Source organism: Bacillus sp. FSL K6-1338, assembly GCF_038006965.1.
In the GTDB taxonomy this organism is placed as follows: Bacteria; Bacillota; Bacilli; order Bacillales; family Bacillaceae_G; genus Bacillus_A; species Bacillus_A thuringiensis_S.
Window position 1 is genome coordinate 2524097 of sequence record NZ_JBBOWI010000001.1, and the last position, 14147, is coordinate 2538243.

Sequence of the window (14147 nt, forward strand, 5' to 3'; positions counted from 1 at the left end):
CGCGTATGACCCTCAAGGAAAAATTCAGTGAATGTAAGGAGGAATGAACGAAATATCTACTAATTAAAGGTATATTCAGTATATACATTCTTTTCTTATTTTAATTGAAAAATAAAATTTGTGCGAATAATTATTCTACAGCTATATACCTACACTAGCTTTCTTCGTATAATGGAGAAGTATGAATTTTAGATTTGTATTAATTTTACATATTGAGGTGAAAAAGGAATGAATTCGCGGCTAATGGAACTTATTGATGTGAGTACAATAGAAACCATGGCAGAACAATTTTATAAATTAACTAACATATCACATCAACTTCTTGATGCTGAAAAAGAGTGTATTTTTTCATTCGGAATGAATGAGATAATTAAGAGTAAACTTCCAAAGATTGAAATCCCCATTTTCTTATACAATCAACATTTAGGATCTTTTGTTGTATGGTCCAAAAAAAGCGAAATTTTCAGTTGTCAAAAATACTTTGAAATGCTCTCAAGTTTAATTTTAGATGGCGCAATAAAAGTAATTCAAAGTAAAAAAACAACGTTGCTTTCTCAGAAAGAGGAGGAACTACATACGATTTTACAAAACATGCCTGTTATGGTCGATGCGCTTGATTATAATGGAGATTTTGTTTTGTGGAACCGAGAATGTGAAATTGTAACAGGTTATACCGCTGAAGAAATAATTGGAAATCCAAATGCACTTCAATTATTATATCCTGATCATAGTTATCGCCAGCAAATACAAAAGAAATTTTTAACTTGTGGAAAAAATTTCAGAGATTGGGAAATGCACTTAACATGTAAAAATGGTGAAATCAAAACAATAATGTGGTCTAATATATCAGAACAGTTTCCTGTAACAGGATATAGTTATTGGGCTGTTGGTGTAGATATTACACATTTAAAAGCGATAGAAGAGCAGTTAAAACAACAAACATCTGAACTGGAATTAATATTTAAAGCTTTACCAGATTTATGTTTCTTAACAGAAGATGATGGCACAATTATAGATTACAAAGCAGGATCTCCTACAAAGTTTTACGTACCCGCAGAAGCTTTTATGGGAAAAAAGTTTTACGAAGTATTACCATCTTCAGTAGCACAGCAGTTTCAGGAAGCCATTAATCAAGTGAAGAAAAAAGGAACGAATGTAATTGTAGAATATCCACTCACACTTAATGGAAGTATTGATTTCTTTGAAGCTAGGTGCTTACCATTATTACATGATAAAATTATGATTATTGTACGTGACATTACAGAGCGAAAAAAGACAGAAGAATTGCTAAACAAATCAGATACGCTTGCAGCAATTGGTCAATTAGCAGCTGGGGTAGCTCATGAAGTAAGAAATCCCTTAACTGTAATTAAAGGTTTTATACAGTTATTCCAAATTAATAAAGAAGATCAAGAAAGATATTTTGATCTTATGCTTTCTGAAATTGAAAGGATAGAAGCGATCCTGCAAGAATTTTTGTCAATTGCTAAAACAGATGAGATAAATACAGAAAAGAAAAATATTTATCAAATTTTTAAAAATGTCGTATCGTTAATGAATACAAAAGCAATTATGACAAATATTCAAGTTGAACTATTTACGGATGACAAAGATATAATTATTGAATGCTCGGAAAATCAATTGAAACAAGTATTTATTAATATTTTGCAAAATTCAATCGAAGCTATGCCAAATGGTGGGGAAATTTCAATTCACATAAAAGAAATAAATGATGATGGTGTCATCATTCATGTAATAGATGAAGGAATAGGAATACCTGAAGAAAGAATTAAGAGATTAGGTGAACCTTTTTATAGTACGAAAGAAAAAGGGACTGGTATTGGATTAATGTTAAGTTATAAAATTATTGAAAGTCATCAAGGGACAATTAGTATCATGAGCGAGGTTGGTGTCGGGACAACAGTAACAATTTACTTACCGAAAGTACAAAGTAAACAATCTTTTTCTAATTGTGACGATAAATGTATAGCAATACGCACTAGTAGTAATTCTTAAATCAATTAATACCCAATAACAAAGCGATTAGTGAAAGCTAATCTTTTTGTTATTGGGTATTTTTTATATTTAATTTAGTAAACTTTATCTTTTCTTTACATTTGTTTTAATTTCTATTAAGTTTTAAACATTATATTAATATTTGTACAAAGCAATGTATAAAAATTGTACATTACTTTTAATATAGAAAAGTGATTATTATTTGGAATATTGTAAGGAGGAGATTATGACAAGGTGAAAAAACAAGAGAAGAAGAGTGGTAGAGTAGTACCTCTCCGGTTAAATATTTTATTCCTTTGTGTTTTTTTATTATTTTCTGGCATCATTATTCAGTTAGGAAAAGTGCAAATCTTTGATGGAGAAACATATAAAAATGAAGTAGAGAAGAGAGAAAATACAACCGTGGGCCTTTCTGTACCACGTGGGAAAATATTTGATCGTGAAGGAAATCCAGTAGTTGATAATAAATCTTTACGTACGATTACATATACAAAGGTGAAAGGTGTAAAACAAGAAGAAATATTAAAATCAGCAAGACAACTTGCAGACATTATTGAAATGCCGCAAGAAGATATAGATAAGTTAACTGAGACTGATAAGAAAGACTTTTGGATGCAATTAAATCCAGAACTTACTCAAGACTTAGTATCAAAAAAAGAAATAGATAAGTTCCGAGATAAGGATATTACCGGAAAAGAGCTAGACAAAAAAATAGAAGATTTAAAAAGGAAGCGCGTTACAGATAAAAATCTTCAAGAACTAACGGCTAAAGATATAGAAGTGTTAGCTATTAAAAGTAAAATGACCTCAGGTTTTCAGATGGCACCTCAAATTATTAAAAAGGACGTTAGTGAACAGGAATATGCGGTGATTAGTGAAAATTTAGCGAAACTTCCAGGGGTAGACGCATCAGTTGATTGGGAGAGAATCTATGTAAATGATGGTCTATTTCGTTCCGTTCTTGGTAACGTTTCAAATGCTGATGAAGGATTGCCACGTGAAAGATTAGATTATTATTTAGTGCGTGATTATAGCCGAAATGATAGGGTCGGCAAAAGTTATATCGAACAGCAATACGAAGATGTACTTCATGGTACGAAAAAAGAAGTAAGAAGCATTGCTGATAAACAAGGCAATACAATGAGAACGGAAACGGTTTCGGAAGGAAAAAGCGGTAAAAATTTAACTTTAACCATAGATATGGAATTGCAAAAAAAAGTAGAGGAGAGTATAGAAAAAATATTAAAACAATATAAAGGATCAGAATCAATGTTAGACCGTGCTTTCGTAGTGATGATGAATCCTAAAAATGGCCAAGTATTATCAATGGCTGGGAAAAGGCTTGTAGAAAAAGATGGGAAAATGGAAGTAGAAGATTATGCTTTAGGCACGCTGACAAGTTCATATGAGCTTGGATCAACGGTTAAAGGTGCGACAGTGTTAACAGGGTTTGAAACAAATGCAATAACTCCTGGAACACATTTTTATGATGCACCTATGAAGTTTAAAGGAACTAAGGAAAAGAAGTCTTGGAAAAATTTTGGTGATATAGACGATCTAAGAGCGTTACAAGTTTCTTCAAACGTTTATATGTTTAATATAGCATTAAAAATTGCTGGTGTGGATTATGTGAAAAATAGTTCACTAGATATTAAACAAGAATATTTTGATAAAATGAGATATTATTTCAGGCAATTTGGACTAGGCGTACAAACTGGTATTGATTTACCGAATGAAACTGCAGGACAAATTGGAAGAAAAGATAATCAGCCTGGTTTCTTATTAGATTATTCTATTGGACAATATGATACATATACACCACTTCAGCTTGCACAATATATTTCGACTATCGCAAATGGAGGGTATCGAATGAAACCACAAATTGTTCAAGAGATTAGAGAACAAACCGTTCAAAAAGATGAGGTTGGTAAAGTAGTACAATCAATAGAACCCGTTGTTTTAAATAGAATCGATATGAAACAAGAATATATTAATCAAGTAAAAGAAGGATTTAGAAAAGTATTTCAAGAAGGAGATGGAACGGGAGTAAGAGCGTTCCAAAAAGCACCATATAAACCAGCTGGTAAAACAGGGACCGCACAAACTGTATATGGTGGAGAAAATGAAATTGGGCGAAATGCGAAAGGCGATCGTAGAGAATGTTATAACTTAACATTAGCTGGATATGCGCCATATGATGATCCAGAAGTAGCATTTTCTGTTGTAGTACCGTGGGTTGAAAATGATAAATCGGGCATTAACTCCGATATTGGAAAAGAAGTTTTAGATGCTTATTTTGATTTGAAAAATAAGCGATTAACTGGTGAAGCGCCAAAAACAGATGCCTCTAAAGAGAATTAAAATGGACGAAACGTCTCTAGCATTCATGTGAACTAGAGGCGTTTTTATCTGGGAATAGATTAGAAATGAGGTATATATGAAGCCGTTTATTCTAAAATATTGGAGGAACATATGTAGCTACATCTTAATTATAATAGGGGTTATTTTTATTAATAAGTCATTTTTATTTTGTATGGTAGAAGGAATTTCGATGCAACCTACTTTGAATGAAAAAGATTATATACTTGTTAATAAGGTAAACGTCTGTTTATCGTCTTTTCATCATGGAGATGTTGTCATTATAAAAAAAGAAGACGAGCCTACTTACTATGTGAAACGAATTATTGGATTATCGGGGGATAACATACAACTAAAAGAGGATGAGGTATTTATTAACGGTAAAAAGCGTGATGAATCGTATATACATTTAGATATGTCACAAGTATCCAATCGTTTTTCAAATTTGAGAGAAATAAAAGTTCCTACGCATAAATTATTTGTGTTAGGGGATAATCGTAATCATAGTAAAGATAGTAGGAATACACTTGGACTTATTGATGAGTCAAATATAATAGGTAAAGTAGAAATGGTATTTTATCCATTTGATCATATAAAATGGATAAAATAATTCTATTAACTATTCACGTTTTATAAAATAAATCATATATTGATAGCATAGGACAAGCAGAGAAGCTTGTTCTAACCTCACAGAACACTCCTTATCACGGTTAGGCATCTACATAGGTAGATGCTTTTTTTATGTTGATGACTGAAAATTATTTATCAACATAATGTAGCAAGCATTTTAGGACTATTAGGGGACGATTACATGTACAAATAACAGTATGCTTTAATTAAAACAGTGAAATGTAAGGAGTGAGGAATAAGTGCTAAATATTTTAGTAGTTAATTTTCCAGCAGAGGGACATGTAAACCCTACATTAAATTTAGTGAAAGCCTTTACTGAACGAGGGGATAACGTACATTATATTACAACTGCAAACTTTAAAGATAGGATTGAAGATTTAGGAGCTACTGTACATACACATCCGGATCTATTAAAGGAGATTTCTATTGATGCTGAAACCTCATCTGGGTTAAATGCTTTCTTTCATGTGCATGTTCAAACTTCTTTATATATATTAGAAATTACGAAACAATTAAGTGAAAGCATAAATTTTGATTTCGTAATTTATGATATATTTGGTGCGGGAGAGTTAGTAAAGGAGTATTTACAAGTTCCAGGTGTAGTGTCCTCGCCTATATTTTTAATTCCTTCAGAGTTTTTGAAGACATTACCTTTTCATTCAAATGCAGATATACCATTCCAACCAGAGGAGATCTCTGAAAAATTACTAAACCAGATGGAACATGAATTTGGAGTAAAACCAAAGAATAATCTTCAATTTATGAATAATAAGGGTGATGTTTGTCTCGTATACACAAGTCGTTATTTCCAACCTAATAGCGAATCGTTCGGAGAAAATAACATTTTTATTGGACCGAGTATTTCAAAGCGTAAAACAAATATAAAGTTTCCACTGGAATCACTTAAAGAGAAGAAAGTTATTTATATTTCAATGGGAACACTGCTTGAAGGACTCGAACCATTCTTTAATACTTGTATTGATACTTTTTCAGATTTTGATGGGATAGTTGTAATGGCAATTGGTGATAGAAATGATATTTCTAAAATTAAGAAAGCACCAGATAATTTTATAATTGCTCCATACGTACCTCAATCAGAAATATTAAATGAAGCGGATGTTTTTATTACACATGGCGGCATGAATAGCGTACACGATGCCATTCATTATAATGTCCCATTTGTAATAATACCGCATGATAAAGATCAGCCTATGATAGCGCAAAGATTAACTGAACTGGAAGCAGCGCGTAGACTATTGAAAGAACATGTTAATGTGCACACTTTAAAAGAGGCTGTAACAGATGTTCTTTCAAACGAAAAGTATAAGCATGGTATACGAAAACTTAATGATAGCTTTTTAGAATGTGGTGGTTCAAAAGAAGTAATTGCAGTTATTGAATCTCTTTTAAATAAAGTGAAACTTTAATCGTTGGGGGTTTTACTGCCCGTAAATAGCGGGGGAAATAGTCGTAACTATATACAAGCATAGAGGTTCGTACCTTTATGCTTGTATATTCTTATCCAGCAAATTGCACAGCAGTATTTGCATGTAAAAAAGCAGTATCAAAAACGGGAACAGTAAGATCATTTTGGGAGATGAGTAAAGGTATTTCAGTACAGCCTAATAGTATACCTTCAGCGCCGTTTTGAATTAATGACTTTGTAATTTGTAATAGCTTTTCTTTAGATGCTTCTGAAATGATCCCTTTACTTAATTCATCTAATATGACATGATGGATAACTGTTCTTTCCTCTTCATTTGGGATAATTGTCTCAATGTTATATTTCGCTAATCGTGATTTATAGAAATCTTGCTCCATCGTTTGTTTTGTTCCTAATAGTCCGATACGTTTTATATTTTGTTTTACCATTTCTTTAGCACTTACATCGCCAATGTGAAGAAGCGGGATAGAGATTGCTTGTTCTACTTCTTCGGCAAATAGATGTACAGTATTTGAACACATTAATAAACAGTCAGCCCCAGATTTTTCAACCTTCTTTGCAACCGTGACTAGTTCATTTTTTACTTCTTCATATTGATGGTTTTGTAATAAAGTAGTTACTTCTCCAAAGTCCATACTATATAAAACTAGCTTCGCATTTTGATCGTATTGAGAGAGTGTAAGTGTATTAATATGTTTATAGTATAATGATGTAGATTCCCAACTTAATCCCCCAATTAAACCAATAACTTTCATAATGCATTCCTCCCGAAACGATTTTGAATTTATTATTTCATAATTCCGATAAGAATACAATGATTTAAATGTACTATTTAACGAAAAATAAAAATAGTTAGAAAAGTATTGAAATTTATGCTTTTTAGTGCCATAATACGAATTACAAATTAATACTTATCCAGAGAGGTGGAGGGAACGGCCCTAAGAAACCTCAGCAACCCCTATGCAATTTTATAGGAAGGTGCTAATTCCGCAGAGGACACGATGTGTTTTTTGAAAGATAAGAGGATTCTTGAACGTGAAAGAAAATGACCTCTTATGTAAGAGGTCATTTTTTTGTTGTATAGAAAGGAAGTGTCGATGCATAATTCATTTTTAAAATAAATATAGAATAATAAAAGTTGACCAATATGAGAGGGGAATTGTAATGAATAAATTATCAACAAAGTTAGTAGTAGCAATCGGGATTGGAGCAGCCTTATACGGGATATTAGGACTTTGGGGATTTTCTATTGCACCGAATACATTTATTAAACCAGCATTAGCTATATTAACTGTTTTTGGAGCATTATTTGGTCCAGTGGCAGGACTCTTAATCGGACTTATCGGTCATACCGTAACAGATACGATTGCTGGCTGGGGGATTTGGTGGGGCTGGGTTATTAGTTCAGGGATTATTGGTTTTTCAATGGGTCTTATTCAAAAAAGAGTTGGTTTTAGTGTGAAAAACGGGTCATTTAACAAGGGAGATATTTCTTATTTAGCAATTACTGGGTTAGTTGGTATTGTCATTGCTATTATATTTGCTGGGGCATTCGATATTATTGTGATGGGAGAACCATTTGACAAAATTGTTATACAAGTATTAGGAGCAACAATTTCCGATGTTATCGTATTCTTAGTTCTTGGATTGCCACTTACAATTGGCTTGGCGAAATCCAATAAGAAACATGCACATTTAAAAATTGAAAAGTAGGGATGTTAACATGCAACCAATTATTTCGTTTGAACAATTCACCTTTCAATACGGGCATGCTGCGCAGCCTACTTTAAGTGATATTACCTTTCATATATACCCTGGGGAAAAAGTGCTAATTGCTGGACGAAGTGGTTCAGGAAAGTCGACATTAGCTCATTGTATCAATGGGCTAATTCCATTTTCTTATGAAGGGATTAGTACAGGTAACGTATTAATTGCCGGTAAAGACCCGAGGGAAGGCAGTATTTTTGAACAGAGTAAACATGTGGGAACAATTTTGCAAGATCAAGATGCTCAATTTATTGGTATGACAGTAGAAGAAGATGTAGCTTTTTATTTAGAAAATGAATGTGTAAATCAAGAGGATATGAAAAAGATTGTTTCGGACTCATTAAGAAAGGTGAAGATGCATACGTTTCATAAACAAAGTCCACATGAATTATCAGGAGGTCAAAAACAAACAGTTTCTCTTGCTGGTTTATTAACAACAAATGCGGATATATTATTGTTCGATGAACCGTTAGCGAACTTAGATCCGCTAAGCGCCTTACATACGATAGAACTTATGAAAGATATACATGAGCAATATAATAAAACGATTGTTATTATCGAACATAGAATAGAAGAAATTTTAAAGCTGGATTTAGACAAAGTTATATTAATTGATGAAGGTAAAGTCATTGCAATAGGAACACCAAAAGAAATCTTAGCGTCAAATATATTACCATGTATTGGCTTAAGAGAGCCTATTTACATCGAAGCATTAAAGAGATTACATTTTGATAGTAATAATGACGTAATATATCCAATGGAAAACCTTCAAAAGGAAAAGGTAAGCAACGTTATAAGAGAGTGGATGGAGAAACAAGTCATATTAAAAGGTAATACTAAAAACAAGGAATTACTTAAAGTGGAGAATTTATCATTTTCATACCCTAATAAACAAAAAGTATTAGAAAATGTAAACCTTTCAATATATGAAGGAGAAATTGTGGCACTGTTGGGACATAATGGAGCAGGGAAATCAACATTAGCTCATAGTCTTATAGGCATAAACAAAATGAAAAATGGGGAAATCTTGTTAGAGGGTGAAGATATTAGTTCTTGGTCTATTCGTAAACGTGGGGAAACCATATCTTACGTGATGCAAAATCCAAATCATATGATTACACAGCCCACTGTTTTTGAAGAAGTTTCATTTACATTAAAATTAAATAATTTTTCTAAGGAAGAAATTAAGAATAGAGTAGAAGAAACTTTAAAAATTTGTGGTTTATATCCATTTCGTAATTGGCCAATTCAAGCGCTAAGCTATGGGCAAAAAAAGAGAGTAACAATCGCATCTGTATTAACAATAGATCCCAAGCTTATCATATTAGATGAACCGACAGCGGGACAAGATTATTATCATTATAAACAATTTATGTCGTTTATTAAAAAACTAGCTAAAAAGGGAATCTCATTTGTTTTTATCACTCACGATATGAATCTCGCACTAGAATATGCAGACCGTGCAGTAGTTCTACATGAAGGGAAAATTATTGCGGATAATACAGTGTCTAATGTATTTGGTGATCAAGAAACCTTACAAAGAGCCAACTTAAGAGAGAGTTCTTTAACCAAGCTTGTTAAATTTAGTGGGATTGTATGTCCAGAAAAATTTATGGAGCTTTATTTAGACAGTAATAGGAGGGAGGAAGGTGCATAGTACATATTTTCATCGTATGGATGGGGTAGTAAAATTGTTTTTATTTATTTTTTGTATGACGATTACTTTTTTGTTTTTTGATTTTAGGTTGTTGCTAATTTTATTTATTATTGGGTGTATTGGACTCGGAATTGCTAAAATTCCATTTCGTAAAATTTTAATTGTTTTTAGTGTCATATTTACATTTAGTTTATTAAACTCTGTCATGATTTTATTTATTACACCCACTCATGGATCTGAATTAACTGAATCATATACCTCGTTTTTACATATTGGATATGCAACAATTACATATGAAACATTATTTTATGCAGCTACACTTTCATTAAAGTATTTTACGTTATTACCATTTACACTTCTTTTTATTTACACGACAGATTCAAGTGAATTTGTAAGTAGTTTAAATAAATTTGGTATTCATTATAAGATTACATATGCAATAAATATTGCACTGCGTTATATTCCTGACATCCAGTCTGAGTATAAAATTATTAAACACGCGCAAGAAGCGAGAGGAGTGGCTTTTGAAAAAGGAGAAGCAAGTTTATGGGTTCGTATGAAGAACCGTGTTTTAATTTTCTGGCCACTAATCATTCATTCTCTAGAAAGAATAGATACGGTTTCAAATGCAATGGATTTAAGAGGATTTGGAAAGAAGGATAAACGTACATGGTTTTATACAAGTAAGGCGAAACGTGAAGATTTCATCGCTTTATTTGCCGGTGTTTTCATATTCATTGTTGCCGTATATTTAAAATTAAACGTATTTCAAAACTTTTGGTATCCATTTTAATGCACTCTTTAAACGAGTGCTTTTACTTATTTTTATGTAGACATGCTCAAAAAAGGGATATACACATAATGTATAATACGAACCAGTTAAAATGATCAACTACCTATTAGTTTTCAAACCAAAAGGAGGAGAAAATATGAGTTACGGTGGTTCTTGTGGTTTTGGTGGAGGTTTCGCTTTATTAGTTGTGTTATTCATTCTATTAATAATTGTAGGATGCAGCTGCTGGGGCGGAGGATACTAATTTTTAATTAGTCTTCACAAATGTAAACTAAAAAACATTGAAGATACTTATGTATCGAAACAAATAAAAAAGGAGCGACTATGCTCCTTTTTTATTTGTTTTAATGCGTATTCTTACTATATTTTGGGAACGTAATCGTTAAAGTCGTTCCTTTACTAACGATACTTCGGATTTTTAAATTTCCATACATCGTCTCAATAATCTTAACAGCAACCATCGTACCTAAACCGGTGCCTTTCGTTTTTGTACTAAAATACGGTTCACCGAATCGATGTATTTGCTCCTGTGACATTCCAACTCCACTATCTTCAATTCGTATTTCAACTTTACTATTATTGATAGATGAGGAAATATTTAAGGTACCACCATTAGGCATTGCTTCAATACTGTTTTTTATTAAGTTTAAAAAACATTGTTGAAAGTGTTGTTTATTACCAACAATGGTTGCCTCAGAAAAATCCTGTGTAATATGTATCGTATTCATATTACACAATGGCAATATCATATTAATAACTCGATTTAACTCTTGTTTTACTGAAATTTGATCTAATTTTTCTGGAGAAGGTTTGGCAAACGTTAAGTAATCATCGATAATTTCTTGGGCACGATTTAACTCTTCAAGTATATGTTTAATATATTCGTCTCTTGATTCAGGAGTTAAATTTGGTGTTTTTAAAAGCTGTGTAAATCCTTTTACAACCGTTAAAGGATTCCTTACTTCGTGCGATATACTTGCAGCGAGTTGGCTAACAATCTCCATTTTTTCCATTTTAATTAATTTTGAGCGCATTAATACAGCATCTTTTATAACTTCATTTATATAAACAATAAATAACATTAAAGTAGTCGGTAATACCATGAAATAAATAATATACAAATTATTCACTTCAAAATCTGATAAAGTTAATACAATTACAGTTGTAAATATTGCTAGGAAAAAGGTTAAAAACATGGAAAAAGCTACTTTAAGCTTTCTATTATATGTATTAAATTTTGAAGATGCGAGTGCTGTAACGATGAACATTATTCCGTAAACAACGACTGTTAGCATATTAAAGCCATAAAATATAAATCTTGTAATTAATAAAATTGTAAACAATATGATACCGACAGGGAATCCACCATAAAGCGTACCTATTATGACCGGAATTTGTCTTAAATCATGAATACAACTTTCATCCATATAGATAGGGTATCGCATACATAAAATAAGCGGGATACTAGAACAAAGGGGAATCAGTAATATTTTGTATTTTTTCAAATAATGCCTGCTATCATATATGAAATAAAAAACAAATATACTACATAAAATGTATAGAAGGTTATTTAATACGTTTTGGTTAATATAAACAAAGTCCATAATATTTGCCTCGTTATTCTGAATTTACTTAACATATGTATTATACATGATAACATGTGTTAGGATGTATAAACCTTGTTCATACAAGATTTATTTAGCTTTTTTTATAAAATGCAAACATTAGCTATTCAAAGATACTTTTACCAAAACTTTTTACTGCTTCTTTCTGCATGTTCGGTAAAACATGGTGGGTTATGTTGCTACTATAAGAAACGTAGGTATTCTTTTCTAAACTCATCCTTTTAATTTCTAGCCACTGAACGAGATAGTCTTTTAAAGTAAGCTTAGACGGTTCCACAAAAGTCCCTTCATTTAAATCCGTAATCTTTTTCGCCACATTTTTTACTGCTTCTTTTTTGTCTTATAACCAGAAAAACACTAAGTACTTATTTCCTCTTTTTCGAATATGTCCTTTCACTTAAAACACTCCTTCATTTTGTTTTGAATTATATTGTATAAGTCTAGTTGTAATGTTGCTACTTTGAAAATTGCATAGTTGGACATATGAGCGATGGATATATTTTACCATATATGAACAAATTCAGTTATAGGATATGATATGTAAGTTACTGCTAATTTTATATTTACAATATACTGAAAATTAAGTAATGCAAAAAATGGAAATATAAAATAATGCAAGGGGGAAAGAAAATGAAAAAGGTTTTTGTAGTGTTTTTTGTACTAGCATTCGCATTTATGTCTATCAATTCTTCAAAAGTTATGGCTTACGGAAATCATAAAGCGGATCTTTATACAAGCGGCGGATCTCAATTATTGAATTATGTTGGATCTAAACAACCTTTATATAATGATCCTGGTAACCCAAATGTAGTAGGTTATGTTGCTTATCAACCTGTTAAAGTAAAACAAGCATGGTATTTAATTAATACATTGTTAGGACAAAAATGGATAGGTTATAACCTTTAAAAAGCACTCATAATGAGTGCTTTTTTATTTATATATAAGTCTAGTTATAATTTTGGTGCTATGAAAATTAAATATTTGGACATATGAGTGATGGATATATTTTATCATATTTAGATTGTTATTAAGGAATAAAAAAAGAGCCATAGGGCCTCTTTTTTTGCTGTATTCATGGAAATAAAATTAAAAGCGTTATTTTATTATAAAAAATAGGTGACTCAACAATTGTGCTAGCCGAGTCACCTAGTACTATCGAACCAAATAATGTACTTTTTCTATATGTAGTTATGGGGAGTTCTTAGAGGCTAGCCCAATAGACAGTTAAGGGACAAATAAAATCATTTTAGAGAGTTTTACATTTTGTTATGTTAATGCTACAACAGCAAGAGTTAAGCCCAACGTATTTAATGTATTAGAATATGGTCCTACATTAACAGTAAGAGTACTTGTTATACCTGGAGGTGTTGTGAAAATTGCGGGTGCTGATACAGAAGTGAATCCGGCTGTATATCCTAGAGAAGTACCTGAGCCAATGATAGGATTATTATTCAGATACATAGTTATACCTGCCGAATTACCTCCTGGTTGAATAATAACTTGCACTTCATAGATTGCCAAATAGGTTCTTCCACCTTCAAGTAAAACAGTTGTTGGTGGTGTGAATGAGATTGCCGTACCATTAGAATTTACCACGGTATCTAGTGGAATCGCAGAGTTTACAGAAACTATTGATGGGGTAGTTTGAACAACATTTAAACTGTTAGCCGTGGGAGATGGACAAGAACAAGGTTTGTGAATGTTAGAGTTGTTATCATTTTGGTAATTCACAAATAATCAAGCTCCTTTGCGTAAGATAATTTTTTATCTTATATAAAACGTAGCCTTTTTGTATCTAAGTTATTTTTAATAAGTTTTTAAAGATAAGTCGAATATTGTTGGTCAGTCGACTTTTGA

Annotated in this window: 12 protein-coding genes, 1 pseudogene and 1 riboswitch; of the genes and pseudogenes, 9 read left to right on the plus strand and 4 right to left on the minus strand. The window is 31.8% G+C overall.

Annotated features, from left to right (window positions below):
• Positions 1–228 precede the first annotated feature (228 nt).
• The 4 genes from NZ044_RS12955 (at position 229) to NZ044_RS12970 (ending at position 6431) form a co-directional block, all read left to right on the plus strand.
• Positions 229–2016, plus strand: coding sequence for a PAS domain-containing sensor histidine kinase (locus tag NZ044_RS12955; RefSeq protein WP_001088545.1), 1788 nt, complete (start codon positions 229–231; stop codon positions 2014–2016).
• Between the two features lie 234 nt (positions 2017–2250).
• Complete coding sequence (locus NZ044_RS12960; RefSeq protein ID WP_000743784.1) at positions 2251–4377, plus strand: peptidoglycan D,D-transpeptidase FtsI family protein; 2127 nt, start codon at positions 2251–2253, stop codon at positions 4375–4377.
• Between the two features lie 76 nt (positions 4378–4453).
• The gene (gene lepB / locus NZ044_RS12965) at positions 4454–4984 is read left to right on the plus strand and encodes a signal peptidase I (RefSeq protein WP_002162782.1); all 531 of its coding nucleotides are present in this window, start codon (positions 4454–4456) and stop codon (positions 4982–4984) included.
• A gap of 259 nt (positions 4985–5243) precedes the next feature.
• Positions 5244–6431 (plus strand): macrolide family glycosyltransferase, encoded by a 1188-nt coding sequence (locus tag NZ044_RS12970; protein WP_000932152.1) that lies wholly within the window; start codon positions 5244–5246, stop codon positions 6429–6431.
• Positions 6432–6522: 91 nt separating this feature from the next.
• Here the strand turns inward: NZ044_RS12970 and NZ044_RS12975 are convergent, their stop codons facing one another.
• Positions 6523–7203 (minus strand): aspartate/glutamate racemase family protein, encoded by a 681-nt coding sequence (locus NZ044_RS12975; protein ID WP_000864388.1) that lies wholly within the window; start codon positions 7201–7203, stop codon positions 6523–6525.
• A gap of 153 nt (positions 7204–7356) precedes the next feature.
• Positions 7357–7472, plus strand: a riboswitch (SAM riboswitch).
• A 140-nt stretch (positions 7473–7612) separates the two neighbouring features.
• On the opposite strand from NZ044_RS12975, the gene NZ044_RS12980 reads away from it, so the two are divergent.
• The 4 genes from NZ044_RS12980 (at position 7613) to NZ044_RS12995 (ending at position 10909) form a co-directional block, all read left to right on the plus strand.
• The gene (locus tag NZ044_RS12980; RefSeq protein WP_001038209.1) at positions 7613–8161 is read left to right on the plus strand and encodes an ECF-type riboflavin transporter substrate-binding protein; all 549 of its coding nucleotides are present in this window, start codon (positions 7613–7615) and stop codon (positions 8159–8161) included.
• A gap of 10 nt (positions 8162–8171) precedes the next feature.
• The gene (locus NZ044_RS12985) at positions 8172–9872 is read left to right on the plus strand and encodes an ABC transporter ATP-binding protein (RefSeq protein ID WP_001182503.1); all 1701 of its coding nucleotides are present in this window, start codon (positions 8172–8174) and stop codon (positions 9870–9872) included.
• Positions 9865–10665, plus strand: a complete 801-nt coding sequence (locus tag NZ044_RS12990; protein WP_081143682.1) for an energy-coupling factor transporter transmembrane component T family protein — start codon at positions 9865–9867, stop codon at positions 10663–10665. The genes NZ044_RS12985 and NZ044_RS12990 overlap by 8 nt, the downstream gene beginning before the upstream one ends.
• A gap of 136 nt (positions 10666–10801) precedes the next feature.
• Complete coding sequence (locus NZ044_RS12995) at positions 10802–10909, plus strand: YjcZ family sporulation protein (RefSeq protein WP_000120182.1); 108 nt, start codon at positions 10802–10804, stop codon at positions 10907–10909.
• Positions 10910–11009: 100 nt separating this feature from the next.
• Here NZ044_RS12995 and NZ044_RS13000 read toward each other — a convergent pair whose 3' ends face one another.
• Together NZ044_RS13000 and NZ044_RS13005 are read right to left on the minus strand one after the other, a co-directional pair.
• Positions 11010–12269: a sensor histidine kinase gene (locus NZ044_RS13000; RefSeq protein ID WP_098506107.1), complete on the minus strand. Its 1260-nt coding sequence runs from the start codon at positions 12267–12269 to the stop codon at positions 11010–11012.
• 169 nt (positions 12270–12438) lie between these two features.
• Positions 12439–12687: pseudogene (locus tag NZ044_RS13005) on the minus strand (site-specific integrase); the annotation flags it as partial.
• A 233-nt stretch (positions 12688–12920) separates the two neighbouring features.
• Here NZ044_RS13005 and NZ044_RS13010 point away from each other — a divergent pair.
• Positions 12921–13196 (plus strand): hypothetical protein, encoded by a 276-nt coding sequence (locus tag NZ044_RS13010; protein ID WP_000755350.1) that lies wholly within the window; start codon positions 12921–12923, stop codon positions 13194–13196.
• A 360-nt stretch (positions 13197–13556) separates the two neighbouring features.
• Here the strand turns inward: NZ044_RS13010 and NZ044_RS13015 are convergent, their stop codons facing one another.
• Entirely contained in the window at positions 13557–14021 is a 465-nt protein-coding gene (locus NZ044_RS13015; protein WP_001109242.1) for a hypothetical protein, read from the minus strand.
• Positions 14022–14147 lie beyond the last annotated feature (126 nt).